At 62.3% G+C, this 26,539-nt stretch carries 26 protein-coding genes and 1 other RNA gene; 5 read left to right on the plus strand and 22 right to left on the minus strand.

Features of this window, described 5'->3' with window-relative positions:
- Positions 1-207: 207 nt before the first annotated feature.
- The 4 genes from ACN0YJ_RS12375 to ACN0YJ_RS12390 all read right to left on the minus strand — a co-directional run bounded on the left by ACN0YJ_RS12375 (position 208) and on the right by ACN0YJ_RS12390 (position 1,713).
- Positions 208-786 carry a 5-formyltetrahydrofolate cyclo-ligase gene (locus tag ACN0YJ_RS12375; RefSeq protein ID WP_417488833.1) on the minus strand — a complete coding sequence of 193 codons (579 nt, stop codon included), beginning with the start codon at positions 784-786 and terminating at the stop codon, positions 208-210.
- Between the two features lie 4 nt (positions 787-790).
- A non-coding RNA gene (ssrS, locus tag ACN0YJ_RS12380) (6S RNA) lies at positions 791-949 on the minus strand.
- A 35-nt stretch (positions 950-984) separates the two neighbouring features.
- Positions 985-1,413 carry a cell division protein ZapA gene (locus ACN0YJ_RS12385; protein ID WP_417478134.1) on the minus strand — a complete coding sequence of 143 codons (429 nt, stop codon included), beginning with the start codon at positions 1,411-1,413 and terminating at the stop codon, positions 985-987.
- A gap of 6 nt (positions 1,414-1,419) precedes the next feature.
- Entirely contained in the window at positions 1,420-1,713 is a 294-nt protein-coding gene (locus ACN0YJ_RS12390) for a DUF4164 family protein (protein WP_417478133.1), read from the minus strand.
- A 235-nt stretch (positions 1,714-1,948) separates the two neighbouring features.
- Between ACN0YJ_RS12390 and ACN0YJ_RS12395 the strand changes: the two genes are divergently transcribed.
- Complete coding sequence (locus ACN0YJ_RS12395) at positions 1,949-2,542, plus strand: hypothetical protein (protein WP_417478132.1); 594 nt, start codon at positions 1,949-1,951, stop codon at positions 2,540-2,542.
- Here the strand turns inward: ACN0YJ_RS12395 and ACN0YJ_RS12400 are convergent.
- Positions 2,539-3,579, minus strand: a complete 1,041-nt coding sequence (locus ACN0YJ_RS12400) for a glycosyltransferase family 2 protein (protein ID WP_417496380.1) — start codon at positions 3,577-3,579, stop codon at positions 2,539-2,541. The genes ACN0YJ_RS12395 and ACN0YJ_RS12400 overlap by 4 nt on opposite strands.
- A 167-nt stretch (positions 3,580-3,746) precedes the next feature.
- Between ACN0YJ_RS12400 and ACN0YJ_RS12405 the strand changes: the two genes are divergently transcribed.
- Both ACN0YJ_RS12405 and cysQ read left to right on the plus strand, forming a co-directional pair.
- On the plus strand, positions 3,747-5,495 hold the full coding sequence (locus ACN0YJ_RS12405) for an SLC13 family permease (RefSeq protein WP_417488829.1): 1,749 nt from the start codon (positions 3,747-3,749) through the stop codon (positions 5,493-5,495).
- Positions 5,496-5,512: 17 nt separating this feature from the next.
- Positions 5,513-6,310: a 3'(2'),5'-bisphosphate nucleotidase CysQ gene (cysQ, locus tag ACN0YJ_RS12410; RefSeq protein WP_417478129.1), complete on the plus strand. Its 798-nt coding sequence runs from the start codon at positions 5,513-5,515 to the stop codon at positions 6,308-6,310.
- A gap of 79 nt (positions 6,311-6,389) precedes the next feature.
- On the opposite strand, the gene cysN is transcribed toward cysQ, so the two are convergent.
- The 17 genes from cysN to ACN0YJ_RS12495 all read right to left on the minus strand — a co-directional run bounded on the left by cysN (position 6,390) and on the right by ACN0YJ_RS12495 (position 23,909).
- Positions 6,390-8,285: a sulfate adenylyltransferase subunit CysN gene (gene cysN / locus ACN0YJ_RS12415; protein ID WP_417478128.1), complete on the minus strand. Its 1,896-nt coding sequence runs from the start codon at positions 8,283-8,285 to the stop codon at positions 6,390-6,392.
- Positions 8,285-9,253 (minus strand): sulfate adenylyltransferase subunit CysD, encoded by a 969-nt coding sequence (cysD, locus tag ACN0YJ_RS12420; protein WP_417478136.1) that lies wholly within the window; start codon positions 9,251-9,253, stop codon positions 8,285-8,287. Before cysD ends, cysN begins: the two co-directional genes overlap by 1 nt.
- A 135-nt stretch (positions 9,254-9,388) precedes the next feature.
- Entirely contained in the window at positions 9,389-10,525 is a 1,137-nt protein-coding gene (locus ACN0YJ_RS12425) for a DegT/DnrJ/EryC1/StrS family aminotransferase (RefSeq protein ID WP_417478127.1), read from the minus strand.
- Positions 10,526-10,633: 108 nt separating this feature from the next.
- Positions 10,634-12,454, minus strand: coding sequence for a glutamine--fructose-6-phosphate transaminase (isomerizing) (gene glmS, locus ACN0YJ_RS12430; protein WP_417478126.1), 1,821 nt, complete (start codon positions 12,452-12,454; stop codon positions 10,634-10,636).
- Positions 12,455-12,490: 36 nt separating this feature from the next.
- Positions 12,491-13,285 (minus strand): hypothetical protein, encoded by a 795-nt coding sequence (locus ACN0YJ_RS12435; protein ID WP_417478125.1) that lies wholly within the window; start codon positions 13,283-13,285, stop codon positions 12,491-12,493.
- Positions 13,263-14,018: an inositol monophosphatase family protein gene (locus ACN0YJ_RS12440; RefSeq protein WP_417478124.1), complete on the minus strand. Its 756-nt coding sequence runs from the start codon at positions 14,016-14,018 to the stop codon at positions 13,263-13,265. Before ACN0YJ_RS12440 ends, ACN0YJ_RS12435 begins: the two co-directional genes overlap by 23 nt.
- On the minus strand, positions 14,018-14,932 hold the full coding sequence (locus tag ACN0YJ_RS12445; protein WP_417478123.1) for an NAD(P)-dependent oxidoreductase: 915 nt from the start codon (positions 14,930-14,932) through the stop codon (positions 14,018-14,020). Before ACN0YJ_RS12445 ends, ACN0YJ_RS12440 begins: the two co-directional genes overlap by 1 nt.
- Before the next feature lie 33 nt (positions 14,933-14,965).
- Positions 14,966-15,970: a methyltransferase domain-containing protein gene (locus ACN0YJ_RS12450; RefSeq protein ID WP_417496381.1), complete on the minus strand. Its 1,005-nt coding sequence runs from the start codon at positions 15,968-15,970 to the stop codon at positions 14,966-14,968.
- Entirely contained in the window at positions 15,967-17,001 is a 1,035-nt protein-coding gene (locus ACN0YJ_RS12455; RefSeq protein WP_417496382.1) for a Gfo/Idh/MocA family protein, read from the minus strand. Before ACN0YJ_RS12455 ends, ACN0YJ_RS12450 begins: the two co-directional genes overlap by 4 nt.
- A gap of 43 nt (positions 17,002-17,044) precedes the next feature.
- The gene (locus ACN0YJ_RS12460; RefSeq protein ID WP_417496383.1) at positions 17,045-17,728 is read right to left on the minus strand and encodes a cytidylyltransferase domain-containing protein; all 684 of its coding nucleotides are present in this window, start codon (positions 17,726-17,728) and stop codon (positions 17,045-17,047) included.
- Between the two features lie 154 nt (positions 17,729-17,882).
- Complete coding sequence (locus tag ACN0YJ_RS12465) at positions 17,883-18,062, minus strand: hypothetical protein (protein WP_417478119.1); 180 nt, start codon at positions 18,060-18,062, stop codon at positions 17,883-17,885.
- A gap of 153 nt (positions 18,063-18,215) precedes the next feature.
- Positions 18,216-18,461 (minus strand): hypothetical protein, encoded by a 246-nt coding sequence (locus ACN0YJ_RS12470; protein WP_417496384.1) that lies wholly within the window; start codon positions 18,459-18,461, stop codon positions 18,216-18,218.
- 461 nt (positions 18,462-18,922) lie between these two features.
- On the minus strand, positions 18,923-19,654 hold the full coding sequence (locus tag ACN0YJ_RS12475) for a sulfotransferase domain-containing protein (protein ID WP_417488825.1): 732 nt from the start codon (positions 19,652-19,654) through the stop codon (positions 18,923-18,925).
- Positions 19,655-19,800: 146 nt separating this feature from the next.
- The gene (pgl, locus tag ACN0YJ_RS12480) at positions 19,801-20,487 is read right to left on the minus strand and encodes a 6-phosphogluconolactonase (RefSeq protein ID WP_417496385.1); all 687 of its coding nucleotides are present in this window, start codon (positions 20,485-20,487) and stop codon (positions 19,801-19,803) included.
- Positions 20,475-21,680 (minus strand): glycosyltransferase, encoded by a 1,206-nt coding sequence (locus ACN0YJ_RS12485; protein WP_417496386.1) that lies wholly within the window; start codon positions 21,678-21,680, stop codon positions 20,475-20,477. The genes pgl and ACN0YJ_RS12485 overlap by 13 nt, the downstream gene beginning before the upstream one ends.
- 39 nt (positions 21,681-21,719) lie before the next feature.
- Positions 21,720-23,183, minus strand: a complete 1,464-nt coding sequence (locus tag ACN0YJ_RS12490; protein ID WP_417496387.1) for an ABC transporter ATP-binding protein — start codon at positions 23,181-23,183, stop codon at positions 21,720-21,722.
- 12 nt (positions 23,184-23,195) lie between these two features.
- Positions 23,196-23,909: an ABC transporter permease gene (locus tag ACN0YJ_RS12495; protein ID WP_417478113.1), complete on the minus strand. Its 714-nt coding sequence runs from the start codon at positions 23,907-23,909 to the stop codon at positions 23,196-23,198.
- A 553-nt stretch (positions 23,910-24,462) separates the two neighbouring features.
- On the opposite strand from ACN0YJ_RS12495, the gene gmd reads away from it, so the two are divergent.
- Positions 24,463-25,533 carry a GDP-mannose 4,6-dehydratase gene (gene gmd, locus ACN0YJ_RS12500; RefSeq protein WP_417478112.1) on the plus strand — a complete coding sequence of 357 codons (1,071 nt, stop codon included), beginning with the start codon at positions 24,463-24,465 and terminating at the stop codon, positions 25,531-25,533.
- The gene (fcl, locus tag ACN0YJ_RS12505) at positions 25,517-26,518 is read left to right on the plus strand and encodes a GDP-L-fucose synthase (protein ID WP_417496388.1); all 1,002 of its coding nucleotides are present in this window, start codon (positions 25,517-25,519) and stop codon (positions 26,516-26,518) included. The genes gmd and fcl overlap by 17 nt, the downstream gene beginning before the upstream one ends.
- The last annotated feature ends 21 nt before the right edge of the window (positions 26,519-26,539 follow it).

Consider the following 26,539-nt stretch of genomic DNA (forward strand, 5'->3'; position numbering starts at 1 on the left):
CGCAAATGACTGAGCTCACGCCTCCCGTGCGACCGGAACAGCTGAAGCATAAGCGCGGCCGGAGGGGGCGGGGATAACATCACCAAAAACTCGTCATCCTGACGAAAGTCAGGACCTCGATTTCATAGGCTCCGACCCTGTCGCGTCGAGGTCCCGGCGTCCGCCGGGATGACGTGGGATAGTTGTGGGTGGTGGGGGATAAGTGGGCTAGCTGGCCTCCGGAATCACACGTCCGCGCTCCTCCGTCACCACCCGGTCCAGTGGCTGGTCAAACGCATCCACAGGCACTGCCGGCACGATCTGCGCCTCATGGGCCAGCCCGACCGCCACCGGAGCGCCCTTCGCCCGCAGCCCTGCGAGCGTGCGATCATAATAGCCGCGCCCGAAGCCGAGCCGATTGCCGTCCGGATCGATCGCCAGCAGGGGAACCAGGAGAATATCCGGAATGAGTTCCGGCGCGTCGACAGGCGGCTCCATCAGTCCGAAGGCGCGCGGCTCAAGCGCGTCGCCATTCTTCCAGGCGCGGAAGATCAGGGGCGCACCGGGCGCCACAATCACCGGCAGGGCCAGGCGTGCGCCGCGCGCCGACAGCTCGGCCATCAGCGGGCGTGGATCAATTTCGCCCGGCAAGGGCCAATAGGCTGACACCACCGCTCCGGGCGCCAATAATTCAAACGGGAACTGATCGATCAGCCGCTCACCGGCATCGGGGGCCGCCTCGTGGGCGATCCGGCGCGCCGCGAGGGCGCGCCGCCTCAGCTCATCCTTGAGCGCTTGCAAATTCATGTGGCGGGTCTCCACCTGCGCCGGCAAGACATGTAAATCCCCACTGACCCGACGGTGCAGGTGGGCGCCGCTTACAGAGGACCAGGGTCCCTAGCAGAGGCAGCTCCCTCGTGGTGATGTACGGTCCGTGGGATTTATGCCCCATCGCACGCTGCAGATAACCGCCGGGATCCTATGTGAGGCCTAACGGCGTCCAGCTCAAGGGCGCGCGTCTGCAAATCGGATCTTCTGCTCAGACGCCGGCGCCTCACCGGCATCGAGGTCAGGTTCGGGAAAGTCGAGACTGGCGGCCAGGGCCTCGAGGCGCTGGGCCGCTTTCAGCAGGTGATCGGCCAGATGCTGGCGCTCCTCGCCATACTCGCTATTGGAGCCCTGGCTTTCGGACCGGAGCTGGTTGAGCTGGGCTTCCAGCGTCTCGATACGGCGCTCGGCATCTTTCAGCTCGTCGACCACGATCAGCGATGCCATCACGGCCAGGCGCAAATCACCGATCTGCCCGACCTGGTCGGCCATCACCGTGACCTTGCTGTCGAGATAGCCTCCCAGCTCGCGCAGATAGGCCTCCTGGCCTTCTTCGCAGCCAATTGTATAGACCCGACCATTGAGCGTGACTGCCACCTTGGACATAGCCGACTAGACCTCCTCGTCTACATACAGACGCAATTCCCCGATCGCCCGGTCGAGCGCTTCCGACGTCTCCTGCGCAACCTGTTGCAGGGCCTGCTCGCGCGCCCTGGCCGTATCAAGCGCATCGGCGAGGCGGGCCCGGTCATCATCGCTGTCGCGCGCGCCAATCGCGGCGGACTCGGCGCGCTCGACGCGGCCCCGCAATTTCTTCGTTTGCCCTTCAATGCGCGCCAATGCCCCGTTGAGCCGTGTCACGGCCGCCAGCAAGGGATCATCAGCGGAATTGGCTTGCGACGTCATGCCTCTAGAATCCGCTGCGTTGCGTCAAAGTTCAAGTATTCTCTCAAGTTTGTCGCCCCGCGCCTTGACTCTGGTGATCAATGCCCGGTTTTGTCGCACCGGATCGGGGCGAAAGCGAGGCCAATATCCGCAGCCAGGCGCCCGGTGCAAGCCCGGATGATAGCGTTGACCCGGCCAGGCATCCGCGCCAAACAGTGAAACCGTGTTCCGCCGCTTCTTCAGGTCAGAAATCTCGATGTACAGCCTGCCCGACTGGGCCTTTTACCCGATCGCAGCCCTGGCCGCCGCCGGAATGGTGGCTGGCGCCCTGAGCTATGGCGACAACTCTGTTCGTTCGCCCGAGGAAATCCTGACCGACGGGATCCTGTTCGAAGGCGACAGCCTCAACGCCATCACGACCGGCAATGGCCTGACCGCCCGCATCCTGCGCGAAGGCGAGGAGACTTTCGCCCGTATCGATGCCGTACGCGGCCCGTTTGACGGCATCCAGTCCGCCGGTGCCTTCTTCACCCTGACACCGGGGGAAGTCCAGGCGATCCAGGGCCGGCGTGTCCGTCTGCGCTTTACTGTTCGCACCGCCCCGGAATTTGGCGCGCCGGGCGTGAGGCTCAATTTCTTCGCCCCGGGGGTCGGACAGAATGCCGGCGAACATGTCGAAACCGGCGATCAGTTCGAGACTTTCACCCTTGAGGCCGCGTCCTCGGTCTGCAGCTGGGAATTCGGCTATATCGGCCTTTGGCCGGACTGGGGTTTCGAAAGCAATACGATCGATCTCGAGCGCGTCGAACTGACCGCGCTGGAGCGCTTGCCCGATTGCCCGGACAACTAGTCTGACGGGCCGGGCCGAGCGGCGGACATCGGCCGTACATCCGGCGCACGCGTCAGCAGGCGGGCCGGATTCCAGCTCATCGCGCGCGCAATCGTCGATGGACTGGTGACGCGCGCGTGCTGGATGTCCCGGCGCGAGGCCATCATCTCATGGCGCCCCTTCAGGGCATCGCGCAGGGCGCGGCCAAACACGGTGAACTGGCCGAAGCGGGCCGCCGAGAGCCAGAGCAAGGCCGTGACGCCGGCATGGAGCGGGCTCAACACCCAGAACAGCCATCCCGGCGTATTCTTCATGAAGACCCAGAGCCGGTTGCGCACGCCATAATAGGTCGCGAATTCCGACCGCCGTCCCGATGAGGCATAGCCGAGATGTTCCACGGCCGCATCGCGCAATTGGACCGCCCGATAGCCTTGCAGCTTCGCCCGGTAGGCCAGGTCGACATCCTCATTGTAACAGAAGAAACGCTCGTCGAATCCACCCAGCGCGTCAAACACCGACCGGCGCCAGAAGGCCGCCGCGCCGCAGATCGCAAAGACTTCCCCATCATCGGGCAGCAGGGCGACGGGGCGCATATAGCCGGCGCGATAGGCCAGGCCAGTCGCATGATAGACATCCCCGACACCGTCGAGCAGGCCGGGAAAATTGGCCGCATACTGGGTTGAACCGAACAGCGAGATATCCGGATAACGATCCGTGGCGACCAGGAATTGCTCCAGCCAGTCCGACCGGGCGAAGGCATCCGGATTGAGCAGGGCCAGCCATTCGCTATCGGCCATTCCGGCGAGCCGGTTATTGCCGCCGGCGAAACCGAGATTGTCCTCGCTTGCAACGAAATTCACCCAATCGGGCAGCCTGGCCGCATCGATCCGCTCGCCCGCCGGCGATCCATTCTCGAGCACGAAGACCTGGCGCGGCATCACGGTCTGCGCGGCCAGCGCTGCGATACACTGGTCCAGCGTCGCGCGGCTGCGATAGGCGACAATCAGCACCGCAACATCCGCAATCGGCCGGTCCGGTGCCGTTTCTGAAAGTGTCATGTGGCGGGTCCGCACAAATGGCCAGGGTCAAGAGAGCGCACCGTTACCACTCTTGCCGGCCAAGGCCCAGTATCGCGATGAGCGCGGCGCCATCCCGCGAGCCCGAAATTGCAGGCCGGGGCTTGGATTGTGCCCGCGATACGCTACGACTGCCGGGACAGGACGCAATGGCGGGAATTGGGGGACAATTGAGCGCCAGCATCATTGATTTTGCGCTGATTACCATGCTCGCCCTGGCGCTTCTGTCAGGCCGCGTGGGGACCACGCGCGCCTTCGCCGGCTTCATCATCGGTATCATCATCACCGGGCGGGTCAGCTTCACCGATGCCGTCACGGCGATCACCTCGCCGGCGATCATCGCGGTGACCAGCCTGGTCATTGTCGCGGTCGCGCTGACCAAGATCCCCGGAATCGGCCAGGCCCTGTTCGGTCGCACCAAGCTGGGCATGCGCGCCAGCCTGATCCGTTTTCTCGGCCTGACCGGCCTGGTCTCCGCCTTCACGCCCAATACGGCCGTGGTCGGGGCCTTTATGGGACCGGCCAGCCGCCATCCGGGCCTGCCGGCCCACGCCCTGCTGCTGCCGCTTTCCTATATGGCACTGGCCGGCGGCATGCTGACCCCGTTCGGGACCAGTGCGAGCCTGATGGTGGTCGGCGAGGCGGCGCGTCACGGCCTGCATCTCAACGTGCTCGATTTCGCCCTGCCCGGCGCCATGGTCGCCTTGGCCGTGTTTGCGGCCCTGGTCCTGGCCGCGCCGATGATCCTGAAACGGCCCGAAGGGGCGAGCGATGCGGACAAGGCGGTCTATTATGTCGAGGCGCGGGTCAATCCCGGCTCCAGGCTGATTGGCCGCAATGTCGGCGAGAACCGGCTGCGCCATCTGCAAGGGTTTTTCCTCGCGGAAATTGTCCGGCACGGACGCATCATCTCACCGGTCAGCCCCAGCCAGTCGATCGAGGACGGGGACCGCCTGATCTTCGTCGGCGATTTCGCCCATGTCGGCGAATTGCACGCGATCAACGGCCTGTCGATCGACGGTTCGCCGCAACCCAATGCCCTGGGGGCGATGTTTCACGCCGTGATCGCACACAATTCAGTCCTGGTCGGGCGCACCCTGAAAGAGGCCGATTTTCGGGCCCGCTTCGACGCCTCCGTGCTGGCGGTGCGGCGCGGCGAGGAAAGCCTGTCCGGCAAGCTCGGCGAAATCCGGCTCAAGATCGGCGACAGCCTGATCCTGGCGGCCGGTCCGGATTTTCGTTCGCGCGAGAATTTGCGCACCAATCTGCATATTCTCGATGTCGAGGATCCCGGCCAGGTCCCGCTCAGCCGCCGCAATAGCGCCCTGCTCTGCGGCGCCTTCGCGATTTTCATTCTTGTCGCGATCCTGCAGCTGATCCCCTTCGCCCTGGCCGCCTTCCTGATGGCCGCACTCTGCGTCCTGTCCGGCTGGATATCGCCGCGTGAGACCAAGCGGATCTTCCCGTTCGAGCTTGTCATCATCCTCTGGGGCGCTGTCCTGCTCAGCCAGGTCATCCAGCAATCAGGCGCTTCGACCGTGCTGGCTGATTTCATCGCGCACCAGGTCGTCGGCCTGCCTCACTGGGCCGCCCTCGCGGCGATCTTCATGCTGGCCTGGTTCATGACCGAATTATTTTCCAATGCCAGCGCCGCCCTGATCACCTTGCCGGTGGCACTCGGCACGGCGCTCCAGCTCGCCCTGCCAGCCGAGGCCTTTGTCCTCGCCACCGCATTTGGCGCCAGCGCGAGCTTCCTGCTGCCGTTTGGCTATCAGACCCATCTGATGGTGCTGACGCCGGGCGAATACCGGCTTTCCCACTTTCTGCGCCTTGGCAGCGTCGTGCTCATCGCCTACGCCATTGCCGCTATCGCCACGCTGTCCATCCTGCATTTCTGATCACTCCCGGAGTCCCCATGTCCCTGATTGACGACAAAAACGCCCTCGCCTTCGAATTCGGCCGCCTCTGCAGCGAAGCCGGACTGGCGATCATGGAAATCTATAATTCCGACTTCGCCGCGCGCGACAAGGATGATGCCTCACCCGTCACCGACGCCGATGAAGTCGCCGAGAAGATCATTCTCGCCGGGCTGGAAAAACTGCTGCCGGGCATTCCCGTGCTCGCCGAAGAGAGCTTTTCGGCCGGTTTCCGGCCCGATGTCGGCTCGACCTTTGTCCTGGTTGACCCGGTCGATGGCACCAAGGAATTCATCAACAAGAATGGCGAGTTCACCGTCAATATCGCGCTGATCGAAAACCGCGTCCCGACTGCGGGCTGCGTCTACGCGCCGGCCCGTGAGCGCATCTATATCGGCGGCACGAAAGCCTGGGCCGGTCCGTTGAAAGCGGGCGACGCCATCGTCGCGGACACGCTCGCCCCGATCAGCACGCGGACACAACCGGCTGGCGGCCTGACCGGCGTGATGAGCCGCTCGCACGCCGATGCCGAGACCCTGGCCTTCGCCGATGCTGCCGGTGTGACCGAGCGCACCTCCGCCGGCTCCTCGCTCAAATTCTGCCTCATCGCCGAAGGACTGGCGGATGTCTATCCACGCTTCGGCCCGACGCGTGAGTGGGATACCGGGGCCGGCCATGCCGTGCTCAATGCAGCGGGCGGCGCTGTGCTTCTGCCCGACGGCGAGCCCTTCCTCTACGCCAAGACCGAAACCGAATTCCTCAATGGCGCCTTCGTCGCCTGGGGCGTGCGGCCCTGAGGGCGCAGCGGACAGACAGACAGAGAAAAGGCCGGGCGCAACGCCCGGCCTTTTTTATGCGGTGATGGCTGGGCAAATATCAGCCGAGCCGGCCGGTCTCGCGCAGATAGGCCACGACTTGGTCGGCGGCGTCTTCGGCCGAAATCTCACTCGTATCGATGCGAAGCTCCGGATCTTCCGGCGCTTCATAGGGACTGTCGAAGCCGGTGAAATTCTTGATCTCGCCAGCCTTGGCCTTCTTGTAGAGGCCTTTCGGGTCGCGCTGGATGCAGACCTCGAGCGGCGTGTCGACGAAGACCTCGATGAATTCATTGGCCTCCACCAGCTCGCGCACCATTTGCCGTTCCGAGCGGAAGGGCGAAATGAAGGAACAGGTCACCAGCAGGCCCGCCTCGACAAACAAGCGTCCGACCTCGCCGATCCGGCGAATATTCTCGACGCGGTCTTCATCGGTGAAGCCGAGATCGCGGTTGAGGCCGTGACGGACATTATCGCCATCGAGCGAATAGGTGTGATGACCGGCGACGGCCAGCTTCTGTTCGACCAGATTGGCGACGGTGGATTTACCGGCGCCTGACAGGCCGGTGAACCACAGGACGGCGGGCTTTTGGGCCTTGATCTGGGAGCGGGCCGCCTTGGTCACTGTCATCGCGTGATGATGGATGTTCGATGCCCGGCGCAGGCCGAACTCGATCATGCCCGCACCGACCGTCTGATTGGTGAAGCGGTCAATCAGGATGAAGGCGCCCATATCGCGGATCTTGTGATAGGGGTCGAAGGCAATCGGCTGGGCCGTCGAGACATTGCACATGCCGATGCCGTTCATTTCCAGCTTGCGGCAGGGCTGTTTCTCATAGGTGTTGACGTCGACCCGGTGACGCAGCGAGGAAATCGTCGCCGGTGTCGTCGCGGTGCCGATCTTCAGCAAATAGGAGCGCCCGGGCAGGAGGTCATCCTGGTTCATCCACAGGATTTCGGCCGCGAACTGGTCGGACACCTCAGGCCGCTCTTCGGCCGCGCACAACACATCCCCGCGTGAAATATCCATCTCGTGATTGAGCACGAGGGTGACGGAATCGCCCGCCACAGCCTCATCGAGATCGCCATCGGCGGTGACGATGCGGCTGACATTGGCGGCCGTGCCCGATTTTGCCACGATGATCGCATCACCCGGCTTGATCGACCCGGACACGACAACACCGGAATAACCACGGAAATTGAGATTGGGCCGGTTGACCCACTGAACCGGCATCCGGAAGGGTTCATTTTCGATATCCGCGGAGATATCAAGCCCTTCCAGGTGTTCGATCAAGGTCGGACCGGTGTGCCAGGACATGGTCTCGCTGCGCACGGTCACGTTTTCGCCAAAGCGTGCGGACATCGGGATCGGCGTGATGGTTTCGAAGCCGAGGTCTTCGGCACTTTTCATGTATTCGGCTACGATCTCATGGAAACGACCGCGCGAATGCTCGACAAGGTCCATCTTGTTGACCGCCAGCACGATGTGGCGAATGCCCATCATCCGCGCGATGTAGGTATGGCGCAGGGTCTGGATGAGCACGCCCTTGCGCGCGTCGATCATCATCACGGCGACATCGGCGGTTGAAGCCCCGGTCGCCATATTGCGCGTGTATTGTTCGTGGCCCGGCGTATCGGCGACGACGAATTTGCGCTTTTCGGTGGCGAAATAGCGATAGGCGACATCAATCGTGATGCCCTGCTCGCGTTCGGCTTCGAGGCCATCGAGCAGCAAGGCGAAATCAATCTCCTCACCGACCGTGCCATGCTTGCGGCTGTCGCGTGCCAGAACGGAAAGCTGGTCTTCGAACAGAAGCTTGGAATCGTAGAGCAGACGGCCGATCAGGGTCGACTTGCCGTCATCAACGGAACCGCAGGTCAAAAAGCGCAGCACACCATGGCCGCCAGACTGGGTCAGGCGCTCCATCACTGCGGCGCGGGTTTCTTGGTTTTCCATCAGAAATAACCCTCGCGCTTCTTCTTCTCCATCGAACCGGACTCATCATGATCGATCAGTCGGCCCGAGCGTTCCGACGTGCTGGCCGTCAGCATCTCGATCACGATTTCCTCAAGCGTGGTGGCGCCGGATTCGACAGCCCCGGTAAGCGGGTAGCAACCGAGCGTGCGGAAACGGACCAGGCGCAGATCGGCCGTCTCGCCCTCGGCGAGTGGCAGGCGCTCATCATCGACCATGATCAGCTGGCCATCACGTTCGACGACCGGCCGGTGGGCCGCGAAATAGAGCGGTACGATCGGGATGTCTTCTTCCAGGATGTATTGCCAGATATCGAGCTCGGTCCAGTTGGACAGCGGGAACACGCGGATCGATTCGCCTTGCTTGATCTTGGTATTGTAGTTGCGCCACAGCTCGGGCCGCTGGTTTTTCGGATCCCAGCCATGATTGCCGTCGCGGAAGGAAAATATCCGCTCCTTGGCGCGCGATTTTTCCTCGTCGCGGCGGGCGCCGCCGAAGGCCGCATCATATTTGTGCCGGGTCATCGCGCTGCGCAGCGCTTCGGTCTTCATCACCTGGGTATGCAAATTGGAACCGTGATCGAACGGATTAATGCCGCGATCGACGCCGTCCTGGTTGATTTCAACGCGGATCTCGAGACCCAGCTCGGCCGCGATCGCGTCGCGGAAAGCAATCATGTCGCGAAACTTGAACGTGCTGTCGACATGCTGAAGCGGGAAAGGCGGCAGGGACGGATAGAAGGCCTTCATCGCCAGATGCAGCATGACGGCGGAATCCTTGCCGACCGAATACAGCATCACCGGGCGTTCAAACTCGGCCGCGACTTCGCGCATGATGTGCATGCTTTCGGATTCCAGCGCCTTGAGGTGGGCCGACAGCGGGCGTTCCCGGTGCCGGGCGCTCTGAAATCGCTGCGCATAGGCGCGGACGCTCTCCTGGATCGTACTCATCATGTCCTCACTGGCCGATACGCTCTAAATGCAGGAAAAGCCGGGCGCGCACCGTATCAGCGCGATTTAGGACAGGTCGCGCGCAAATACCACCCGTTAGCGCGATCAAATTCAAACCGATTCAGGTTCCGCCACTCAGGAATGGGCGGCTGGATAACTCAACACGGCTTCGATCACCTGGTCGATATGCGCATCCGACATGTCCGGGTGCATCGGCAATGAGACGACACGGTGGGCAGCCGCTTCGGTCACTGGCAAGCCGCCTGGCACAACCGGGTAAGGCGCATACGGCTCGTGCAGGTGTAGCGGGATCGGATAATAGATCGCGCTCGGCACGCCCTTTGCCGCGAGATGGGCCCGGAAACCATCGCGATCAGCCACTTCAATCGTGTATTGGGCCCAGGTCGAGCGCGCATTGGCGGGCACGCGCGGCCAGTTGACCTGATTGCCAAACCCGGCGGCATAGCGATCGGCAACGCGCTGGCGCATTTCGATCTCCTCACCGAAAACGCGCAATTTTTCGATCAGGACCGCGGCCTGGATGGTATCGAGGCGGGAATTGAGGCCGATGCGCGCGTATTCATAGCGCTCCCGGCCCTCGCCATGCACGCGGACCGACTTCATCAAGTCATAGAGGCCGTCATCCTTGCACAGGACCGCGCCGCCATCGCCATAACAGCCCAGCGGTTTGGCCGGATAGAAACTGACGGTGAGCACATCGGCCCAGTGCAGTGACGACTGGCCGTCGAGCGTACAACCAAAGCCCTGGGCGCCATCGGCGATAAGCTTCAGATCATGCGCGCGCGCCAGTCTCGCCAGCGCCGGATAATCCGCCGGCTGGCCGAACAGATCGACAGCGATCACCGCTCGCGGGGTCAATTCGCCCTTGGCCATCACGGCATCAATCGCGGCAGCCAGGCTGGCGGGCGACATATTGTAGGTGTCGGGATCGATATCGACATAGACCGGCGATGCGCCGGCCAGGACCACGACTTCGGCGGTCGAGGCAAAGGTGAAGCTCGGCACGAAGACAGCGTCGCCGGGCCCGATGCCCCAGGCCATGAGCGGGATAAGGATGGCGTCGGTCCCATTGGCGCAGGACAGGGCACGCCCCTCACCATTGAAGCGCGCCAGACCGGCTTCCAGCTCGGCCACTTCCGGCCCGAGAATATAGCGGCCATCATCCAGGACCTTGGCGATGGCGGCATCAATACGGGCACCGATGCGTCCGCGCTGGGCCTTGAGGTCGATGAAGGGGATCATGTCGGTCATGGGGCTTCCCGAATTTGGATAATGCGTGAGCGCAAATCGCCGCACGCCATAGACACTGAGCGCCCTATAGACCGCGGCACCGCACCGATAAAGTCACGAAAGATTTCGCTATTCTACCGTCACAGATTTCGCCAGATTGCGCGGCTGGTCGACATCCGTGCCTTTGTGAACCGCGACATAATAGGCCAGCAATTGCACCGCCACCGCTGCCACCAGCGGCGCCGCCAGGCCTTCGGCCCGCGGCAGGGTGATGATGGCACTCGCCTCGCCGTCCAGCGCGGCAGCGCCGACATCATCGGTAATCGCGATCACCCGGGCACCGCGGGCGCGCACTTCCTGGATCGACGAGCGGGTCTTGGTGAAAAGTTCGTCATAGGGCGCGATAACGATCACCGCCACATCATCCTCGATGAGCGCGATCGGGCCGTGCTTGAGTTCGCCGGCGGCATAGCCTTCCGCATGGATATAGCTGATTTCCTTGAGCTTGAGCGCTCCTTCCATCGCCATCGGGAAGAATTCATTGCGACCGAGATAGAGCACGATCGAGGCCTGGGCGAGCTCACTGGCGAGGTGATTGATCGGGTCTTCGATCCGCAGCGCCTGCGCCATCAGTCCGGGAATACCCATCAGACGGGTGACATGATTGGCCTGTTCGGCCGCATCAATCCGGCCGCGCTGAACTCCGGCAAGCACAGCCAGCGCCGCCAGCGAGGCGAGCTGGCAGGTAAAGGCCTTGGTCGAGGCGACCCCGATTTCCGGACCAGCCATGGTCGGAGCCACGATATCAGCTTCGCGCGCCATCGTGGACAGCGGTGAATTGACCAGCACGATCGTCGTCAGCCCGGCCGCCTTGCACATCCGCATGGCTTCGAGCGTGTCGGCGGTTTCGCCGGACTGGGAGATGAAGAGCGCCACGTCATTGGGCATGAAGGCTGGTTTGCGGTAGCGGAATTCGGAGGCGATATCGACCTCGACCGGAATTCCGGCCAGCGCCTCGAACCAGTATTCGGCGATCTGGCCGGCATAGGAGGCGGTGCCACACCCAACGATAAGCAGCCGTGAAGCAGCCGAGAAATCAATCCCCTCCCGCGGGCGAACCTCGCCGGCGACCGGGTCGAGATAACCGCTGAGCGTATGGCCGACAACTTCGGGCTGCTCGTAGATTTCCTTCTGCATGAAGTGGCGGTAATTGCCCTTTTCCGCGAGGACGAGCGAGGTTGGAGCCGGGGCAGCCGGACGGTTGGCCGGCCGGCCGGCCGTATCAAAGACCTCGACCTGGTTCAGGCGAACAATCACCGCATCACCCTCATGCAGATAGATGACGGTCTGGGCCGCACCGGTAATCGCCATGATGTCCGATGCGAGGAAACCGCTCGACGGCCCCGTCGCGGCCACCAGCGGCGCGCCACGACAGGCGCCCAGCAATAATTCGGTTTCACCCTCGATAATGGCCGCGAAGGCGAACGCCCCTTCGAGCTTGCCCAGCGTCTCCAGCAGGGCCGCGCGCGGATCGCCCGTGCTGGCCAGCGCGGAATCGAGCAGGTGTGCGAGGACTTCGGTATCGGTTTCGCTGGAGAATTCACGGCCCTGCGCCGCCAGTTCAACCCGCAGGCTTTTGTAATTCTCGATGATGCCATTATGCACCAGCGTCACCCGTCCCGCCGTGTGGGGGTGTGCATTCTCGCGCGTCGCCGCGCCGTGCGTCGCCCATCGGGTATGGGCGATCCCGGTCTGACCGGTGATCTCATCATTCAGTTCGGCGCCCAGATTGGCCACCTTGCCGGCGGCCCGGGCGCGCCGGACGGTGCCGGAGCTGTCCATCATCGCCACGCCGGCGGAATCATAGCCGCGATATTCGAGCCGATGGAGACCTTCCATCAAAATATCCCGGGCCTTGAGATTACCGGTTACGCCAACAATTCCGCACATGCACCGCTTCTCCTGACTAAACCGGGTCTGCCCCGCTCAACCTTCTTCGCACAAGCTGGTCGATATCGACAACTCAATCCCCGGCGCACGAAATCCAGCGCGCGCCGTCTGCCCGTTCGCGATCGGCAGTGCCGGGGCAAGGCCACCCGTTGCGAACGGAACCCCTGAAGCCACGGTCCAGCCGGTTTCGCCAAACACACTCAATATATCGGCGACAGCCCCAAGCGCGCCATCCAGCAGCCGCGTAGCGGCGCCTTCCGATGACTGGTCGCCGACCTGCAGGCTGACACGCGCCTGCGACAGCACATCCAGTTGTTCGGGCGGCAGGTGTTCTCCGATGACCAGGGCCCCAGCGGCGCAGCAATCGGCGAGCAACCATCCCACACCGGTCTGCGGCAGGCCCATGACCGGGGTCGCGGGCACTTCCAGGCCGATCGCGACCCAGCTCAGGGCGGCCCGGAGCGCGTCTTCGTCCCGGCGCCCGGTCTGCGGCGCAAACGGGACGGCAAAGGCGAGCAGGATTTCAGGCTCGACCACCGGATTGACCAGGCCCTGCGGCAGGGCCTGCCCGGCGTGAATCAATTGATCGCCGCGCAGCGGACCGGCATAGGCTCGCGATACCGAAAAGGCGGTGCGCGTCGCCTGGGTGGTGCCTCCCAGCTTGAAGGCCGCGGCACCGGCCGGATCACGGCTTCGCGCCGCAATCGCATAGCCCGCCGCAAGGTCCAGCGACCCGAACCGCACCAGCGGATCGAATGGCCGGCGCCCGGCACGCGCGGTGCCGAGCGCATCCGCGATCAGCTGTGGGTCAAAGGGTCCAGAGCTTGCCATTATCCGCATGTACGCTGACGGGCTTGTCCATTGAATCTCCAACAATCGAGACCCGGCCACCGGCTGCCTCGACCAGCGCGCATCCGGCTGCAACATCCCAGAACATGATGGAGTCCTCGAAATAGGCATCCGCAGCACCACGCGCGACATAGGCCAGCGAGGTGGCGGCCGAACCGATCATCCGGACTTTCTTCCAGCACGCGAAACCGGCGGCGAAGGCGCCGAGGGATTCGGCACTGAAATCACGATTGATCGCGAGCCCGGTGAACAGGATCGAGTCCTGGGTGCGGGTGTGACCGGCGACACTGACGGGCTCGCCATTGAGGCGCGTGCCCAGGCCGATCGCGCCGCTATACAGGCGGTCGCTGAGGAATTCATAGATGACGCCCGCAACCGGGCGGCCATTCTCGACCCAGGCGATCGAGACGCTGCACAGATCGATATTGCGGTTGTAATTGGCCGAACCATCGAGCGGATCGACGACCCAGACCTTGTCGCCGGCCTCGGCCGTCCAACCCGTTTCCTCGGACAGGATCGGCGCGGGCATCAGGGCCGTGAGACGGTCAATGATCAGGCGTTCAGCGGCACGATCGGCATTCAGCTTGATGTCCCGCCCCTCGGACCGCTCGACCCCCTCAAACGCTCCGCCACCCTCACGCAGGGCCTGTCCGGCTGCGCGCGCCGCATCTTCGGCGGCCGCGAGGACGGCGCGCAGGTCGCCGGTCGCCGCCATCAGGAGGCCTTGTCGAGGTCGTTGAGCAGGTTTTGCGCTGCGTCGAGTTCCATCTGGATGCGCCCTTCCAGGGCGTAGGACCCGATATGCGGGGTCAGCAGCGCCTGATCAAATTCAAGCAGCTTTCCCTTATAGGGTTCCTGCGGATGTGCATCCGCCCAGATACCGGCTACCCGGCCATCCCCCAGGGCCGGGAACAGGGCATCATAGTCGATCAGTTCGCCACGCGCCGCGTTGAGCAGGAACATGCCCGGCTTCATACGCTCAAAGGCCGCGGCGTCGATGATGCAGGTCTCGCCACTGGCATGCAGCGCGATGGCATCAGCACCTTCCAGGGCCTGTTCCAGCGAGACCACCGGTGCCGAGACGCTGGCCGCGTCGACAAACGGGTCGACGATCTGGATCTTTGCGCCAAGCGCCGAGAAAAGTTCGCCGGTTTTCCGGCCAATCCGGCCGTAACCGACAATGGCGATCGTCAGGTCACGCAATTGGCGGCCCATGCGCTTGTCCCAGTCTCCAGCCCGCATCGCACGGTCCATGGCGGAGGTCTGGCGCAGAAGATTCATCAGACAGCCAACCGTCAGCTCGGCAACCGCGAGGGTCGGCCCGTCCGGTGTACTGGAGACGTGAATGCCGAGATCCTGGGCCGCGGGCATGTCCACATTCGACATGCCGGAGCCGACGCGGGCGAGCGCCTTCAGTTCGGACTTCTCAAGGACATCGCGATCCAGTGGCTCAAGGCCGGCGATCAACCCCTTGATCCCCGGCAGCAGGCCCAGCAATTCCTCGCGTGTCAAACGCCGCTTGAACGGATTGTCGACGACCTCATAGCCGGCCGCTTGCAACAGCGCGACGGGCGCCGGGCTTGCGGCGCCGAAGCTCGACGGTCCAAGGAGGATCTTGCCTTTGGTCATGGTGTGCTACTGCCTTCAGGTTCAAAAAATAAATCAGCCCACCTTGCGGGCGAGCACGCGCGCGAAGGATGAGAATCTGTGTCGCTGCAACAGGCGTTGCAGATCGGTCTTGAAGTCCTCGCCACCATGTTTGAGCGCATGGGTCCAGAAATCGAGCGGATCATCCGATGGCGCACCATCGGCGAAAGCCTGTTCGAGTACTTCGACATCAAGCCGTCCCGGGGTCGAGAACTCGACCACTTCGAAGCCGAACAGGGCGAGTTGTTCGGTGAGGGCGGGAACCGAATAGAGCGTCAGCCGGTCGAGCGCGATGAAACTGGCGGCCTTGGGCCCCAGAACCCGGTATTCCAGCCCGCTGGCCATGCTTGTGGTGATCGCCAGAAAACCACCGGGCGCAACCAGTTCCGACCAGAGTGCGAGGCGGCGTTCGGGATCGGCAACCCGCTCCAGCGAGCCCATATCGAACACCAGGTCAAACGCAGCGGCGCTGAGCTCCGATGCGGCCATCTCCACGGCACCGTCCGGCGCCGGCTGGCCCGAGACGCGCTCGGTCAAGACCATCTGGCCAAGTCGCCCATTCGCGTTCAGCGAGGTCGCGAGCCCGGTTTCATCATTGCCGACCAGCGCGGTACGCGGTTCGGTGAGGCCGTATTCGTCGATCACTTCCTGGGCCCAGCGAACGATCGGCGCATGAATCGCCTGGCGTTGCTTCTCCGAAAACCGCTGACCGAAATAATCGCGGCGCCAACGGGCGGCCTCGCCATCGCGGGCCAGGCGGTCCAGCTCTTCCTGGACCGGAACTGGCGAGGCGAAAATCGAGCCGCAATCGGGACAGTGATGGAAGCTCAGACCATCAGACATGAAAGCCGGGCCTGGCTTGCAGGAGCGGGTCGGCGTGGCGCGGCCAACCCAGCGCGTCGACGGGTTTTGCAGCAGGTGGGCCGCTTCGGCCCGGCGCAATTCCTCGTAACGCTTGGCGACCTGGTCAGGGCGGACCTCGGCGAGGCGCATTTCGTCGATCAGAACCGATGTTTTCATGCCGATTGCTCACACTCGCCGGACTGGTTCCAGCTCTTGTCGGCGCCATAAATGGCGAAGACCGCCTCCATCGCATCCACCGCCTGCTGCACCGTGCCGATCCTGATGGCATCGCCGGTCAGGGCGCAGGTCACGAATTCCGTCATTTCCTTTTCCCATGACCGATCATCGGCGAAGAAGCTGATCACCTCCTCGGGATTGGGCAGCGGATAGCCGTTTTCGTCAAACGTATTGCGCGCGACGATCAGGGTCTCCTTGCCGTAACTCATGGTCGAGGAGAGGATGCCCTCAAGGGTCAGGAACCCCTTCTCGAGGAAGATCTCGAGGCGGAATGTGTGGCGCCACTGGGTCGCCGAAGAGTGGATAACGCCAACCTGGCCCTCATCATTGCGCAACAGGGCGAAGGCATTGTCCTCGACCGGAATATTCCAGTACTGGCTGGTCACGAAACTCTTCACGTCTGTGAACGTGCCACAGAAATCATGGAAGAGGTCGATCATGTGGATGCCCTGATCCAGCAGGATCCCGCCACCGGAACGGCTGGGCTCATTGCGCCAGTTCTTGTCGAATTCAGGGCCGCCGGCCTTGCCGTAGACACCGCGCATCCAGAGGATTTTACCGAGGCTCTGCGAGGACACCAGGCGGCGCGCCTGCTCCACGGATTCATGATAGCGGTGGTTGAAGCCGAATTTGACGATCAGCTCGGGGTGCTGCAGCGCCGCATCGCGAATCCGGTGCACATCCTGGGGATTGCGCCCCGGCGGCTTCTCGCAAAACACGTGAATGCCCTTGGCCAGTGCCGCAACCGCGACAGTCGGGATCAGCTCATTGGTACAACTGATGACGACGGCATCAATGTCTTCCTCGAGCAGGTCTTCCCAATCGGTGTGCAGGCTGACACTTTGCTGGTCAGACATGTCGGCATAGGGGTCAGCCAGCGCAATGACACGGGCATCGCTGCGCGCATCAAGTGTCGCCTTGCGGATTCGCCCCATCTTGCCGAATCCGACGACCCCGATCTTCAATACCATTACCTTGTCCTTCCAGGACGTCAGGCCAGACGCGCCCGCTCGCTCAGCCGCCGAATTGCGGACCGTCGCCGAGATGGCTCAGCAAGGCCTCCGCGATATCCAAGTCTTCCTGCGTCTTGATGACATGCCCGGACCAGCGATCCAAGGGCATTATGCCCACACGCCCGGCATAGGTCGCACACCGGCCGGCGTCTTGCGCCTCAAGAAAAATCGATGGTGTCCAGCTGGTCAGACTCCAGGTGATACGCTGCAGGGCGCGCAAATCCTGAGAGTTGGTCTTGGAATCGAATGTGAAATTCACCGGCTTGCCGGCAATGGCACATTCGATCTGCTCCTCGACACAACTGAGCACGGTATCCAGCTCGCCCGCCTCGGCAAATTCGACAAACCGGCGGATATGGTCGGCCGAAGCCAACGGGGCGATGGAGTGCACCTGGTACAGACGCTCGCTCGGATGGGCGCGCATGAACTCACCAACGAAATCCTCGCTGGTCGCATCATGGCCGCCAAGCCAGTCCGGACGCTCGTGAAACTCGGCACCCTCGGCGATCGCGTGGTCGCGAAATTCCACATTCTCCGAATTGACGATGATCCGGTCAAAACAGCCGGCGGCCTGACAGCGCCGGACAGCCCGGCGGATCAGCGGGATGCCCGCCAATGGCGCGAGATTTTTCTTCTTGAGCCGCTGGCTGCCCATACGGGCCGGGATCATGGCAATTAGGGTCACGGGACGACTTCAACCTGCAGGTTTCTGCTCAAAAGCAACGAGCTGGGCCCGTAGAAATAACGGCCAGGGAAATAACGGCCAGGGAAATGACGGTCAGGGAAATAACGGTCAGGCGCTCGCCGCGAAGGCGAGGCGCCGACCGGGACCGATATCGTCAGTCGGATTTCTGCTGCTTCACGAGCTGAAGGCATTTGGCATAGGTGTTCGTGATCCATTTCTTGCTGGCGGAGTTTTCGCCACCGGCCAGGGACACGCCTTCGACGGCAGCCATATGCAGCATCAGTGCGTAGGCGACGGCTTCAGGACAGCCCAGATTGCTAGATTCCATGCTCATGAAGTTCCCTTTCAAGGGTTAGGGGTAATCGATTATGGATGATGGTGACTTGTTAGCGCAAAATGGCCTGAAATCAACAGGGTTAATTGTCGGCAATCCCCGCTTTTCAAGACCCTGACAGCGTAGTGGCCGGGAGAATCGGCCCGGGAAGAACTAGACGCCGGTTTCCAGCAGCACATCCCTGAAGTGATCGTACAAGCGAATATCGAGGGGATTCTTCTCGGCCAGGATCCGCGTCGCCTCGGCAACACGATCTTCATCCACATTGAATTCCGAGAATTGTTTCGAGACATTGGCGTGAGGTACGTCGAGATCCGAGAAACCCGTGACCCGGGCGATCACACGCATCGTGCTGCTCATCTCCTCGGTGACACCGACCACGAGCTTGTCGCGATTCAACAGGGCAACAGTATCATCGAACGAGCCGCCACCAAAACGGCGCTTGCAAGCGGTTTCTCGGGCGCGTCATCACGCGCAAATTCAAACATCCCTCAGTTCTAAGGGCATGGCATATTCTGTTGTGGAGGGCACACTCCTGCGACATGCCAAGCTGCAGCGAGTGGCGCGCCACGGTGACAAACCGTAAGGCACGCCGGTCGGAAATGCTCCAGAAAAACTCACTTGAACCCGGCTTCAGCCATGATGGAATATAGTTGAAAAGGCAAAGGCAATGAGGTGAGGCCGACCACACACTGGCCCCGCCCGCAGGTTGGCCTGGCCTGTGCCGACCGAGGCCCCGATCAGCTAGGTCTAACGCATGCTAACCGGCGGGTCTGGCCCCTCGAAGGCCTCAGGAACCATCTCACGAGAACCCCGAGAAGACCTGTCACGTCCTCACGGCCGCAGCCCTGCATCGGCCATCAGATATCGTATTCCAGGCGGGCCAGCGGGCCCGCGAAAATCCCATTCAACTTCGCAATTGTCTCAGGCGTCAGCTTTTCCTTGTGGTCGCCGGGAACCGCCTTGCGCTTGTGAGCCGTGACATCCTCAGTCCCGTCCAGAACGAATTGCGCCGCGCGCTTCTTCATTTGCGTGGCGATGAACGCCTTGCGGTCTCTCAACGGGAATGGCTCAAGGAATTTCGGCAGCCACCCCTCAAAGTCAAGGACCATCTCCTCATATTTTGAGAAAGTCACGTTATCCTTGTCCAGCATCTTGTCGATATAGAATTTATAGCGCTCCAGGTACTGCGGCGCTCTAAAGAGAACGTAATTATCGATACCCTTGTCGATCTCACTCAATAAGTCGCTCGAAGGATTAAACCCTTCACTACTCCGACTATGCGAGTATTTATGTGAGAAAAACAGAGAGACCAGTACATCTCTAGGGTCCCGGAGATGAAGAACGACCTGAGAATCTTCAAAATCAAGCGGCAAGAATGCATATCTAAGCGTTCCGATCAAGCCGGTAACTTTTAGCTTGCTTGGGTCCAGTTCGAGTTCTTTTTCGCGTGGGAAGTTTGGATGCGTAGGGGCGTGCAGCTCCAGTCCAGTCCCGATTGCGATGTCTCGCATCAAGGCATCAATAAATCTCGACGCCGCTTTGTGCGTCGTGAATACATAATAACTCTTGACGTCCTCCATACCAGCCATTCGAACTCTCCAATTGATTGATTCACCGGCAAGTTTATCTGCATAAAATTAAATGATCAATCGACCCGGCGGGCTGCAAGCGACTGGATTCAGCGCGTCTGCGCACCGCAGCGAAAGCATCAAACGCGCCCGGGTGCGCGATCCACTCACAACGCCCGCGAACAGGCCGCATCGGCATGAATTTCGACGCGGGGGCGACCGGAACAGGCCCGTGCGAAGGGCGAGACAGGCCGGCCCGTCAGCGCCTCGCGCACGGCCCAGGCTTTCGAGGCACCACAGGCGACGACCAGGAGTGAGCGGGCCGAGCGCAAGACCGGCAGGGTGACCGATATCCTGTAATCACCGGACGGCGCCTGGCCAACAGCCACACTCCCCCCCGCCTCCAATGCGTCGGTACCGGGGAAGAGCGAGGCGACGTGGCCGTCGGGGCCAAGTCCGACGAGGGCCATATCGAAGGCGTGCGCCCCACCGAAATAGTGCAGGCGCCGGGCATAGGCCTCGGCAGCGTCCGGCGGAGGCAAGGCGCCGGACATGATCCGGACATCGGCGGCATCCCAGATATTTCCGAGATGCTTCCGGGCGCTGCCGGCATTGCTGTCCGGGTGCGAAATGGGAACACAGCGCTCATCGATCCAGAACAGGTGCAACCGCTCAGGCGCGAAGCCACGGCCCGCCAGCCTGCGGAGCCGCCGGAAGATCAGCGGCGGTGTCGAGCCTCCCGAGAGGGCCAGATTGAACCGGTGCCCCTGGTGCCGATTGACAGCCCGCACGATCGCATCGGCTGCTGCGCTGGCCACGCAGGCGGGCGTGCTATGAGTGATTAATCGCGCCATGCATCCCCCCCGACCAGGTCTTGCAGATGCCCCAACAGCCGCGCCGCGCTCTTCTGGACCGATCGCTCGCTTGCCACGCGGCCCGCCAGCGCCTCATCCGGCCCCTGCCGCGCTGCGAGTGCGGCCCCGACCTGCGCGGCCATGGCGCCGATGTCAAAGGCCGGGACCAGCCAGCCAGCGTCGAATTCCGCAATGAATTCCTCAGCTCCGCCCGTCCCGGCAAAGGCGATGCTCGGCGCACCGGTCAGCGCCGCTTCGATCAGAACCCGCGGATACGGGTCTTCACGCGAACAGCACAGGAGAAGCTCCGCCCGGCGAAGGACCGGTGTCACATCGGCCACCGCACCGGGAAGCAGGATACGACCTGCCAGCCCCGCTGCGGCGACCCGGGCACGGCAGGCCTCCAGCCAGGCGCCCTCGCCGAGCCAGACCGCGACGATCCGCTCCGGCCCGGTCGACCGCTCAAGCACGTGCTGCACCGCATTGATGAAAAGATCTGCCCCCTTGCGTGGGCCAACCGTGCCCGCGCTCGCTATCAACCGGTCACCGGGCAAGAGGCCGAGTTCGCGCTCCACATCAGTGCGCTGCGCATCGAGGCCGGCCCTGTCCGGCACAGCGGCCGCCGGCGGCTCGATCGCAATACGCGCAGCCGCGACGCCAATCTCGACCAGGTCAGACCGGCCGCGTTCAGACACAGCGAGGACCGGCCCATCGCCCGCGATGAGATGCTGACGCCGGCGGGTGTCGAGCGCCAGAAGGCTGGGCGCCATCTCCCGGACATGTGTCAGCACCGGGAGGCTCAACCCGATTTGTTCAATCATGTCCGCGCAGTGCGATGTATTGGCATAGATCGCATCCGCCCCCCAATCGCGATACTGATCGGCCAGGGTGTTGACGTGATGCCGTTCGGACGCGGAGCGGCAATAGGGCCGGCCCGGGTTCCGCAAGCATTTCAATGCCAGGACAGCATCGCCCTCTCGCGTCATCGCGCCGAAATCGCGCACGCCAAACGCCGGGTCAGCGCGGTAGATTTCTGTCGGCGCAACGGCTTCGAAGTCGGGCCTTAATACCCCGTCACGGCGCAGGAGAATGCGGACATCCAGACCCAGACGAACCCATTCCTGTGCCAGGAGGAGCGCGCTCCGCGGGGCACCGGTCCGGTCCGCCGCGTGCGACATCACGAGCAGCTTCACCAGCGCCTCCAGGGCCGGCAGGCCGGCCTGGACGATCGCCTATTCTGCATCGGCCTGATCGACAGCCGTATAGACCTCATAGCTGTAAGGCATATTGACATCGCCCCAGGTCAGCAGGTCGGAGGTCCGGACGCGGAAGGCCAAAATCACATCGCGCCACAAATAGGGTTTGCCATCATGGATCGAGATGGTGACCACATAGTCGCCGGGTGCCAGCACCATGTCCGGAACACGCACCTTGCAGTGAACCAGGCCATCAGTGTCCAGCCCCTTGAGCAAATCCTTGTTGAGCGTCGAGATGGTCGCGAGCCGGCCGCTGCCTTCCTTGTGGAAGACCAGCGATACGTTGAGATTGGCCGCCGGGTCGCGCAGACGGAAACGGTATTCGATCTCCACGCACTCATGCGGACGCACTTCATTGGTGGGCTGCCCATTGACCAGCATGACCGCCGCGAATTCATCGACGCCCGGCTCGGCTCTTTGCCGGCCGTATAACTCATTGACCTCGGTCGCGGTGATATTCGGACGGATCCATTCGCCGGGCTGGCCAGACAGATGCAGTTCACGCTCGACCGGGCCGAGCGTGCGCACTGCCGGGCTGGCCTCCGAGGCATTGAACGCCGTGCCGGTCACGCTCTTGATCGGGCTGGCATCCGTGGCCGCTGCACGATCGGCGACCGGGAGAAGGGGTTTGTCACCCTGTCTCGCGGGCGCCGGCGCCGCCAGCGAGCTGGACTGCCTCTGCTCCACAAATTCGAGGTATTCATGCACGACCTCGCCGCTCGGCCCGCGCGCCCGGATCTGGCCATCATGCACCCAGATCGCGGAATCGCAGAACTGCCGAATGGATGTCATCGAATGCGAAACCATCACCATGCCGACGCCGCGGCGGCGCAATTGCTCGAGATAAAGCAGGCATTTCTGTTTGAATGACGCGTCGCCGACCGAGAGCGCCTCATCGATCAGGATCGCCTGCGGTGTCGCGCTGATACAGATAGCGAAGCCGAGCCGCGCCCTCATGCCGCTGGAATAATAGCCAACCGGACTGTCGAAAAACTCCCCGAGTTCGGAAAAGGACTCGATGCGCGCAATCATTTCCTCACGCTGCTCGGTCGACGTGGCCCGCAACGCAACACCGCTCTCGGCATTTTGCCGGCCGGTCAACTTGGCATTGATGCCGGCGCCCAGGCTCAGCACGGCCTGCACATCGCCATTATGAACAACGCTGCCCGTATCCGGTTTGACCACCCCGGCCAGCAGGCTCATGAGCGTCGTCTTGCCCGCCCCGTTCAGGCCGATGACACCGAGCGTGTCGCCCGAGGACACCGAGAGGTCCACATCCCGCAATGCCCAGAATTCGCCTTCCGAAAGCGCGACCGAATCCGAAGTGGCCTCAGCCGGCCCGACGATTTCGCGGATCAGGGCTCCCAGGCCCCGGCGGCGCGTCTGCTGGTCTCGTAGCGAGTATTTCTTGGATATCCCGGTTGCGGAAATAATGGGCATTTTTGGGAGCTCTCACAAGACGATTCTAAGCGTGCGCCGGAAGATGAATAGCGCGATTGCGAACACAATGAACATGATTGCCAGCCAGAGGCCGGCGAGACCGTAATCCACCCGCCCCACGCCGACAAGCGCATCACGGGCGGTGGATATTGCGACGGCTATCGGATTGTAAACCCCCAGAAAAGAGAATTGATCGGGGATGGGGATGATCACACCGGAGACGAAGAGCAGCGGCCGCAGCGCCGAGGAGACCAGAATCTTCAAATCCCGGTAGAGCTCTGCGAATGGCGCCACGAGCAATCCGATCGCAACGCCGAAGAAGGGCGCCAGGAATGACAGCAGGGCGTAGGCGAGCAGATTGACCGGGTCGTGAATACCGAATGCGAGCGCGACCCCCAGTGCCACCACCAGCCGGAAGAGATGGAAGAAGCACGCGGTCAGGATCACGACCCAGACCACCGAACCCGCCGAAACCTGCGTCGTCTTCAACAAAGGGCGCATGCGCGTGATTGAATTGAGCCCGCCATTAATACCGTCAACGCAAGTCTGCCAGACCATCAGGCTCGTCACGGCATAGACCGCGTAGGGCAGAGTAATATCGCCGATCGTGATCATGCCCGAATGGCGCAGGAAGATGAATGCGGTCGCCAGGATCAGCGGCTCGAGCAGGGCCCAGATCAGGCCGAGCCCCGACCCGGCATATTGGGCGCGAATATCGCGTCTCACGAGTTGAAAAGCCGGCTGACCCAAAATGCACCTATATCTGGTTGCCGGGCATCAGCGGCGCCGCGCCGATACCCACGAGACCGGGCCGCGAAATGAGGCCTGGCCGGTATCAATGGCTATGCTCAGCCTGAAGCCATGGCTTCCTGAAATCGCCGAATTGCTCGCGGACGCATTGTATACATCCCCAGCCTGCATGGGCCTATAGAACTTCTCAGCTTTGCCGGCCGGGTCGGGCGCACAGCCAGCCAGCAACGGGGTCGAAGCGGCGCCAGTAACGGCCGAAACGGAGGTTTTCGTCCCCCCAAGAACAGGTCCGGGCGTTGGGCCGCTCTTTACACACAAGCAGTGCCGGCGAATACCGCAAACCGTAGATCGCCAATTTTGCCTAGCAAAATTCCCTATAATACATTGTGATAAGGGGTTGCGTGATGCCGCCAATTTTCTTAGACGATCCACATCATCACTCATCGCGCGAATTGGCAGGCGAAACGGAAGTCCAAGCTCGGTCTTTCGGCGTTCAATCAGGTCCGGCGATTGGTTCTAGGGGGAATTAATGGGCAATAAAGTCGCGCTTGTAACCGGCATCACCGGGCAGGATGGTGCGTACCTTGCGCGCTTGCTGCTCGACAAGGGGTATGTGGTTCATGGTGTGAAGCGGCGGTCATCGTCCTTCAATACCGGCCGCATCGACGACATCTATACGGACCCCTTCGCCGAGGACCAGAAGCTTCACCTGCATTATGGCGACTTGACCGACGCGACCAATCTGATCCGCCTGGTGCAGCAGACCGAGCCTGACGAGATCTATAATCTGGGGGCCCAGTCCCACGTCCAGGTCAGTTTCGAAACGCCTGAATATACCGCGAATTCAGATGCGATGGGTGCGCTGCGCATCCTCGAGGCCATTCGCATTCTCGGGATGGAGTCGAAGACGCGCTTCTACCAGGCCTCCACCTCGGAGCTGTTCGGCCAGGTTCAGGAAATCCCCCAGACAGAAAAGACTCCCTTCTACCCGCGCAGCCCCTATGCGGCCGCCAAGCTCTACGCGTACTGGATCACGGTGAATTACCGGGAATCCTATGACATGCACGCGTCGAACGGGATCTTGTTCAACCATGAAAGCCCGTTGCGCGGCGAGACCTTCGTGACCCGGAAAATCACCCGCGCCGTCGCCGCCATCAAGCTGAAGCTCCAGGACTGCCTCTATCTTGGCAATCTCGACGCCCAGCGCGACTGGGGCCATGCACGCGATTATGTCGAGGGTATGTGGCGCATCGTCCAGCACGAGACGGCCGACGACTTCGTACTCGGCACCGGCGAGATGCACACCGTCCGCGAGTTTGTCGAGAAGGCCTTCGGACATGTCGGCATCACGATCGAATGGCGCGGAACAGGCATTGACGAAACCGGTATCTGCGCCGAATCCGGCCGCACACTGGTGCGCATCAATGAGCGGTATTTCCGCCCGACCGAAGTGGAGCTTCTCCTCGCTGACCCGGCCAAGGCACGGGAAAAGCTGGGCTGGACCCACACCACCAGTTTCGAGGCGCTCGTTCAGGAAATGGTGGCAGCCGACCTGAAGGCGGTCGCGATGGAAGGTGACCGAAATGACCGGTTTGAATGATCGCACGGCGACGACACCGTGTGACCTGAAGGGCAAGCGGATATGGGTCGCCGGCCATCGGGGGATGGTCGGATCGGCCGTCGTTCGCCGGCTGGAACGCGAATCTCCGGGCGAATTATTGACGGTGGCCAGCAAGGCGGTCGATCTGCGCGACCAGCAGGCCACCCGCGCCTGGATGGCCGATGCGAAGCCGGAACTCGTCATCATCGCGGCCGCAAAAGTCGGCGGCATTCTCGCCAATGACCGTTACCCGGCCGACTTCCTCTACGACAATCTGATGATCGAGGCGAATATCATCGAGGCCGCCCACCGGACCGGCGTCGAGAAACTCATTCTGCTGGGATCATCCTGCATCTATCCAAAATTTGCCGAACAGCCCATCCAGGAGGCCGCCCTCCTGACCGGTTCGCTCGAGCCCACCAATGAGTGGTACGCGCTGGCGAAAATCGCCGGCATCAAATTGTGCCAGGCCTATCGGCGCCAGCATGGCTGCGATTTCATTTCCGCCATGCCGACCAATCTCTACGGGCCGTATGACAATTACGACCTGCAATCCTCCCACGTCATTCCGGCCCTGATCCGCAAGGCCCATGAAGCCAAGATGGCCAAGGCCGATTCGATGGAGATCTGGGGCAGCGGCTCGGTCCTGCGGGAGTTTTTGCACGCCGACGACTGCGCCGATGCGATCGTCACCCTGCTCAAGGTCTATTCCGGTGATGAGCACGTCAATGTCGGCACCGGCGAAGACATCCGCATCGATGCGCTGGCGCAGCTGGTCATGGATGTCGTCGGCTTCGAGGGCAGCCTGCGCAAGGATGCGTCCAAACCGGACGGCACACCACGCAAATTACTCGACATCAGCCGCCTGCGCAGCCTCGGCTGGGCGCCCTCGATCGGTCTTCGCGAGGGCCTGCAGGACGCGTATGAATGGTATCTCGCCAACAGTGTTGAAGGTCGCGGGCCCAACGACCGGGTTGCTGGCTGAATAGCCGCGCTCAGCATAATA

The sequence above is a fragment of the Maricaulis sp. genome (genome assembly GCF_048270095.1).
GTDB lineage: Bacteria > Pseudomonadota > Alphaproteobacteria > Caulobacterales > Maricaulaceae > Maricaulis.

Excerpts from the sequence above, each read along its gene's own strand:
- ACN0YJ_RS12425 (WP_417478127.1), bottom strand. The coding sequence starts at position 10,525 with ATGACCGACATGATCCCCTTCATCGACCTCAAGGCCCAGCGCGGACGC.
- ACN0YJ_RS12455 (WP_417496382.1), bottom strand. The coding sequence starts at position 17,001 with ATGGTATTGAAGATCGGGGTCGTCGGATTCGGCAAGATGGGGCGAATC.
- ACN0YJ_RS12465 (WP_417478119.1), bottom strand. The coding sequence starts at position 18,062 with ATGAGCATGGAATCTAGCAATCTGGGCTGTCCTGAAGCCGTCGCCTAC.
- ACN0YJ_RS12405 (WP_417488829.1), top strand. The coding sequence starts at position 3,747 with ATGGCGGGAATTGGGGGACAATTGAGCGCCAGCATCATTGATTTTGCG.
- ACN0YJ_RS12395 (WP_417478132.1), top strand. The coding sequence starts at position 1,949 with ATGTACAGCCTGCCCGACTGGGCCTTTTACCCGATCGCAGCCCTGGCC.
- ACN0YJ_RS12440 (WP_417478124.1), bottom strand. The coding sequence starts at position 14,018 with ATGGCGGCGACCGGCGACCTGCGCGCCGTCCTCGCGGCCGCCGAAGAT.
- cysD (WP_417478136.1), bottom strand. The coding sequence starts at position 9,253 with ATGAGTACGATCCAGGAGAGCGTCCGCGCCTATGCGCAGCGATTTCAG.
- ACN0YJ_RS12450 (WP_417496381.1), bottom strand. The coding sequence starts at position 15,970 with ATGAAAACATCGGTTCTGATCGACGAAATGCGCCTCGCCGAGGTCCGC.
- ACN0YJ_RS12475 (WP_417488825.1), bottom strand. The coding sequence starts at position 19,654 with ATGGCTGGTATGGAGGACGTCAAGAGTTATTATGTATTCACGACGCAC.
- cysN (WP_417478128.1), bottom strand. The coding sequence starts at position 8,285 with ATGGAAAACCAAGAAACCCGCGCCGCAGTGATGGAGCGCCTGACCCAG.
- fcl (WP_417496388.1), top strand. The coding sequence starts at position 25,517 with ATGACCGGTTTGAATGATCGCACGGCGACGACACCGTGTGACCTGAAG.
- ACN0YJ_RS12400 (WP_417496380.1), bottom strand. The coding sequence starts at position 3,579 with ATGACACTTTCAGAAACGGCACCGGACCGGCCGATTGCGGATGTTGCG.
- glmS (WP_417478126.1), bottom strand. The coding sequence starts at position 12,454 with ATGTGCGGAATTGTTGGCGTAACCGGTAATCTCAAGGCCCGGGATATT.
- ACN0YJ_RS12490 (WP_417496387.1), bottom strand. The coding sequence starts at position 23,183 with ATGCCCATTATTTCCGCAACCGGGATATCCAAGAAATACTCGCTACGA.
- gmd (WP_417478112.1), top strand. The coding sequence starts at position 24,463 with ATGGGCAATAAAGTCGCGCTTGTAACCGGCATCACCGGGCAGGATGGT.
- cysQ (WP_417478129.1), top strand. The coding sequence starts at position 5,513 with ATGTCCCTGATTGACGACAAAAACGCCCTCGCCTTCGAATTCGGCCGC.
- pgl (WP_417496385.1), bottom strand. The coding sequence starts at position 20,487 with ATGGCGCGATTAATCACTCATAGCACGCCCGCCTGCGTGGCCAGCGCA.
- ACN0YJ_RS12385 (WP_417478134.1), bottom strand. The coding sequence starts at position 1,413 with ATGTCCAAGGTGGCAGTCACGCTCAATGGTCGGGTCTATACAATTGGC.
- ACN0YJ_RS12375 (WP_417488833.1), bottom strand. The coding sequence starts at position 786 with ATGAATTTGCAAGCGCTCAAGGATGAGCTGAGGCGGCGCGCCCTCGCG.
- ACN0YJ_RS12435 (WP_417478125.1), bottom strand. The coding sequence starts at position 13,285 with ATGGCAAGCTCTGGACCCTTTGACCCACAGCTGATCGCGGATGCGCTC.
- ACN0YJ_RS12390 (WP_417478133.1), bottom strand. The coding sequence starts at position 1,713 with ATGACGTCGCAAGCCAATTCCGCTGATGATCCCTTGCTGGCGGCCGTG.
- ACN0YJ_RS12445 (WP_417478123.1), bottom strand. The coding sequence starts at position 14,932 with ATGACCAAAGGCAAGATCCTCCTTGGACCGTCGAGCTTCGGCGCCGCA.